This is a genomic window from Natrinema hispanicum (assembly GCF_900111485.1).
In the GTDB taxonomy this organism is placed as follows: Archaea; Halobacteriota; Halobacteria; order Halobacteriales; family Natrialbaceae; genus Natrinema; species Natrinema hispanicum_A.
Window position 1 is genome coordinate 1 of sequence record NZ_FOIC01000069.1, and the last position, 5,074, is coordinate 5,074.

Genomic DNA, 5,074 nt, shown 5'->3' on the forward strand with positions numbered 1-5,074 from the left:
GGCTGGGTCGAGGTCACGGCTGTTGACGAGGAACTCGTGGCTCGCCTCGAGAAAACCGAGCCCGAGATTGACTATGCATACGAAGACCTGCCGGATGTGCGCGATGCCTCGCGGTTGATCGAGGTCGACCTGCAGAACGATGAGATCGTCGCTCGGCTCACCGACGAGGGTGAAGAGTTGGTCCGGCCCAAGACGGGCACTGTCGGCTCAGCTGGTGGAACCAGCCACGATGCAGTGCTTCTGGATACTGAGGTAGCGCTCACTGAACGCGGGTTCAGTGTCGAGATCCTCGAGCAGGATGGGAGTGAGCAACCTGACGCAGTTGCCACGCACCCAGATCATGATGTGGTGTTTAACATCGAGGCTGAGACAACAACGCCAGATCGCCCAGCGAAGGTTCTGCAGAATCTCAAACGCGCTCACGAGGAAGACCGCATTCCGATCTTCGTTGTCCGTCCTGGGGAGTCTGAGACACAGGTGGCGTCACGAGTCGAGAATATCCTTTCAAAGCCACTGCACGAACGATCGGATGGCACTGAGCAGTTCTACAACTGTGATGAGATTGTGACCTTCGGTGGTGGTGCGACAGCTCATGGTGGCGTCACTGCGGTTCGTCCACAGACGACGGATGCAAATCGGACTGTCTGGGTACGCGACAACGGAGAGCGTGTGCTGTCAGATGGTGAGACAGAGTTTACCCGTGTGCCGGATGATGGTCCGATCTCGAAAGATGATGTGCCGGCCTACTACAGTTATGATCATCAGTCCGGTCAGTACACCGTCCACCAACCCGGTGAGACACTGACTTACGACTCCAAAAGTGAGTTCGAGACAGAGTGGACGCCGATCAAACGGCCGTTCCTTCCCGACGTTGACCTGCCAGACGCAAACTATTCGCGTGAGAGCTATCTCATCCTGATACACCCGACAGACGGGAGTCCCCTGCTCTTCCAGCAGGGCGACACGTACGAGCTGTCTGAATCGCCAGACAACGAGGAGCTATGGCCAGATGCATCTTCTGCTGAACACTCCAAGGCTGTGGAGCCGTCCCAGCCGGCAGAAGCATGCTCCTCAGGAGAGCAATCTGTACAGATCGAACCAGAGAGTGATGGCATCGAGGCGTTCGCAGCGATGTACATCAGAGAAGCAGATGGTGTGCAGATACCGAAGGAGGAATTGTTTCAGGCGTACTCGAGATGGACTGATCAGCAGGACATTGATGGGACAAATGCGAGCTGGTTCGGTCGGAAGCTTGCGAACGTCGTTGAGTATGAAGATGACCGTATCAGAAACGGCGATAATCTGGTAACAGTCTACACTGGAATCGACCTGACCAGCGATGGATCAAAGCTCCTTGAATGAGACTTATATCATAACTATGTCTGTATCTCAAGAGAATAAAACACCGGATACCTCTGCACTAGCACTAGTATTACGATCTCCGCTCACCAGGCCATTTACACGCCAATCTCCGGTTTACACCACTATTTGTTCAGGGCAAATTAATCGTTCAGGTCAAGAATTTGAAAAATGTTCAGGGCAAAACCGCAGGACGGAAGCGATGTTCATGGCAAATCGAGGGTCAAAACCAACTAGTATAGAAGGGGTAGCCCCCGTTGGACAGGGTAGCGAACAGCCCACTGGATTTCGGTGTGTTTGTCAGCATCGTGATAGTGGATGCACGATGTCCAACTGGACGCATATTACGAGGTCGATCGATGATGTCTGAGAGCGCTGTCTCGGTACTCCCCGAGGAACTACGTGATCGCGACCAGTGGGTCTGCTGGAAAGAAGAGCCTCGAGATGGGAAGCCGACGAAGATACCAGTGACGCCAGGGAGTGGTGCGTTCGCGTCATCGACGGATCCCGAAACATGGGCGTCGTTCGAGACAGCCCTCGAGTACGCTGACACAGGGAACGCCGATGGCATCGGCTTCGTCTTTACCGACGACGATCCCATCGTCGGCGTGGATCTGGATGACTGTCGAGATCCCGCAAGCGACGACGTCGACGACACAGCGCAGGATGTCATCGAGCGCCTTGATTCCTATACTGAGATCTCTCCGTCGGGTACTGGGTTCCACGTACTCATCAAGGGAGAGCTCCCGGATGGGCGGAATCGCCGTGGCAGTATCGAACTGTACGACACTGCTCGGTTTTTCACCGTGACCGGCGCTCGACTCGAGGACACGCCGGCTCGCGTTGCACGTCGGCAGGACGCGCTGGTTGCGATCCATCGTGAGTACGTCCAAGACTCTGACCCAGATCCAGAGCACGAATCTGGGAACCGTCGCACTAGGAACGGGACGGAAACGACGGGCAGTGTAGCCCATACTGACGTTGATCTCGAGGACGAGGACCTGCTCGAGCGAGCACGGAACGCATCGAACGGCGAGAAGTTCGAGCGGTTGTGGCGTGGCTCAACTGCCGGTTATGAGAGTCAGTCAGAGGCGGACATGGCGCTGTGTTGTTTGCTGGCGTTCTGGACCGGTGGGGATCAGCAGCAGATAGACCGGCTCTTCCGCCAATCGGGACTGCTCCGAGACAAATGGGATGAAGTCCATTACGCTGACGGCTCTACGTACGGCGAGAAGACCGTCGAACGAGCGATTGCGAGTACCTCTGAGTTCTACGATCCTGATACTCGAGAGACGGCAACCGAATCTACACCCAGAACGAGCGAGCCGTCGACCACTGCTAGCCGTGACAAATCAGAGCGGACTCCGAATCGGAATCGTGCGTATCTGGTCGAGAAGAATCGACTGCTGACTGACCGTGTCGACGAACTCGAGGCCACGCTCGAACAGAAAACTGAGCGTATCGAGCAACTCGAGGCAACGATCGAGGATCTCAAAACCGAACTTGCAGAGCGTAACCGAGAGATCAAGCAAACTCGAGAAGAACAAGTCGACACAGCGTCTGACTGTGACACCGCTTCAGAGACAGCCTCTCTGTGGGGACGATTATTCGGCGAGAGCTCCGAGTAACAGTCGTTGGGTAGATCTTTTTTCCAATCCCGAGTAAAGTATGATAGGGTCACACGATGTGTTAGTATAAGACCTCACCGAAGAATTTTCATCCTACTAAATTCGATTGGTAATCAATGGGTGACATAACGCGTCGAGCGAAATATCGATTTGGACAGATATCGGCCGTGCTAGTACTACTGTTCACGCTTGCGTTCATCCCCACTGGCTACGACCTGTGGCTGGCAGAACCAGAGGTCGTAGTTGGTGGGGATCTCGAACCATTTTCGCTTACTTACAACCTCCTCTTTTTAATCTCCGTGAGCATCCCGATAGTCGTCGGACTTTACCTAACACGGAATATCTATCACTGGTCAAAGAACTATCAGCCGTAGAGTTACAGCGAAGTGTTGACACGAACTGACCGTTCTAGAATTAATAACACTTCTATGCTTATTAAATCAAGATATACTAGATCGGGTGTATAATATTCTATGGCTCCCTAAAAGTGGACTGGAAACAAACCAATGTTCCAACCGAGCGAGATTTGGTTTCCTCGAACACATGCCTGATTCAATGACGAACCACTGGAATTCACTGCGCAGATCAGCAGCCGAGCTGATACCGTGGATACTGCTCTCGGTAGCTGTATTTCTCGGTTGTACACTCTATGTCAGATGGGCTGTTCCGACCATCGATCTCTCGACGGTTTCCATCTCCTTGGCAGTCATGAGTATCATGGCATCTGCTTTCGTACACTATGTCGTTTACTCAGCACAACATGTGCTGGCAGAAGTGCAGCGTATTCTCGATGAAGAGAGCTCTCGTGTGGATGCGGTTACACGGATTGCAGTCGTCGGATTCAGCGTTCTCGTATCGCTCGCTGCTGGCGAACTGCTCATCTTTGGAAAATCACTACTCGAGCTCGTTGTTGCAGTACTCCTTCTTGCAGGAATGGTGTCGATGTCGGGTACATTCTTTCGGAATCATGTCGCAACACGACCGTTGAACGATCGAGAACGCGCTGCATGTGAGATAGGTGCCGATCAAGACGTTGCATTTCGAGTGGTTACTGGCGAGTTCGGGCAGACGATCAACGGTCTTGCTGCCGGCGTCTTTCCAACTCACAAAGTCATTCTAATCAACGAGCACTCATTTGAAGCACTTGACAACAAATGCATCGCAATGATTGCAGCTCATGAGCTGGGGCACGTCGACGAAAACCATGCAGTTGTCTCCTTGGTTGGGACGGTAGTGCTGATAGCCCTGTCACTCCTCTCTGTTCGGTATTTTATGCGGCACCATTGGATGCTGTTTCTGGTTGCCGGTAGCGCAGTGCTCGTTGGACGAGTTGTCTTTGTATGGGCTCGTCGACAGCTAGAGTATCGGGCAGATAGATACGCAGCCGAGCTTCTCGACGACCCACAGCAAGTTGCCAATGGGTTACGCGCACTTAGAGACGTCCAGATGACAGAGACAGCTAATGAACAATCCTCAGGAAGGCTCTACGAGAGAGCTATACGCCGAATCCGCCACTACTGGACACGTATATTGTCTACACATCCTCCGATAGACGACCGAATTGCACATATTAAGCGACTGAGTCGGAACGCTGACTGACTAGTGCAGAGACGTTCCTCAAAGAATTCGTAGCGTTCGGTACAGTCAGGGCTGCACACATCCTAAAACACCTCATCGGAGTATTTTCTCGCCCCGAGATGGGTGCGGGGCGGTCGAACTGCCCCGAGATAGCGAATGACTTCTGAGCGACAGCACCCACGAGACCGTGGTATTGATCGAGCACCAACCCACCGACAGCCAATCGATCCACCCTGGTCCGGCCTCGAGTTACGGGTTCCGAACGATCGGAGTCGAGAGTCACTCATTTCGTTCGTCGAGTGTGTTCTCGTTGAACTCACGCATGCAGACGTCGGTGCCGAGTATCGATCGTCGAACGTCTGGGGAGTCAAACGAACTCAGTACATCGCCGCCGAGACGACCGGCCAGCTCTTCAGGAAGCGCCATTACGACGAACGGCTCGGCTGGCACGAACAGACGATGTCTCGGCAGGACGTGCGTGATGAACTGATCAACCGCCTCGCACGGCC

4 protein-coding genes and 1 pseudogene are annotated in these 5,074 nt (G+C 53.6%); all 5 read left to right on the forward strand.

Translation table 11 applies throughout. From position 1 onward, the window contains the following. Positions 1–1,362 (forward strand): annotated as a pseudogene (locus BSG09_RS19795) (hypothetical protein); the annotation flags it as partial. A gap of 356 nt (positions 1,363–1,718) precedes the next feature. Continuing rightward, positions 1,719–2,987 (forward strand): phage NrS-1 polymerase family protein, encoded by a 1,269-nt coding sequence (locus BSG09_RS19800; RefSeq protein WP_092936188.1) that lies wholly within the window; start codon positions 1,719–1,721, stop codon positions 2,985–2,987. A 116-nt stretch (positions 2,988–3,103) separates the two neighbouring features. Next, the gene (locus BSG09_RS19805; RefSeq protein ID WP_008014495.1) at positions 3,104–3,361 is read left to right on the forward strand and encodes a hypothetical protein; all 258 of its coding nucleotides are present in this window, start codon (positions 3,104–3,106) and stop codon (positions 3,359–3,361) included. A gap of 169 nt (positions 3,362–3,530) precedes the next feature. Beyond that, positions 3,531–4,586 carry a M48 family metallopeptidase gene (locus BSG09_RS19810; RefSeq protein WP_092936190.1) on the forward strand — a complete coding sequence of 352 codons (1,056 nt, stop codon included), beginning with the start codon at positions 3,531–3,533 and terminating at the stop codon, positions 4,584–4,586. Between the two features lie 135 nt (positions 4,587–4,721). Then, positions 4,722–5,074 (forward strand): hypothetical protein (locus tag BSG09_RS19815; RefSeq protein WP_092936193.1); only part of this gene is annotated, 353 nt, incomplete at its 3' end.

Coding starts and splice junctions, on each gene's coding strand:
- BSG09_RS19810 (WP_092936190.1), top strand. CDS start 3,531: ATGCCTGATTCAATGACGAACCACTGGAATTCACTGCGCAGATCAGCA.
- BSG09_RS19800 (WP_092936188.1), top strand. CDS start 1,719: ATGATGTCTGAGAGCGCTGTCTCGGTACTCCCCGAGGAACTACGTGAT.
- BSG09_RS19805 (WP_008014495.1), top strand. CDS start 3,104: ATGGGTGACATAACGCGTCGAGCGAAATATCGATTTGGACAGATATCG.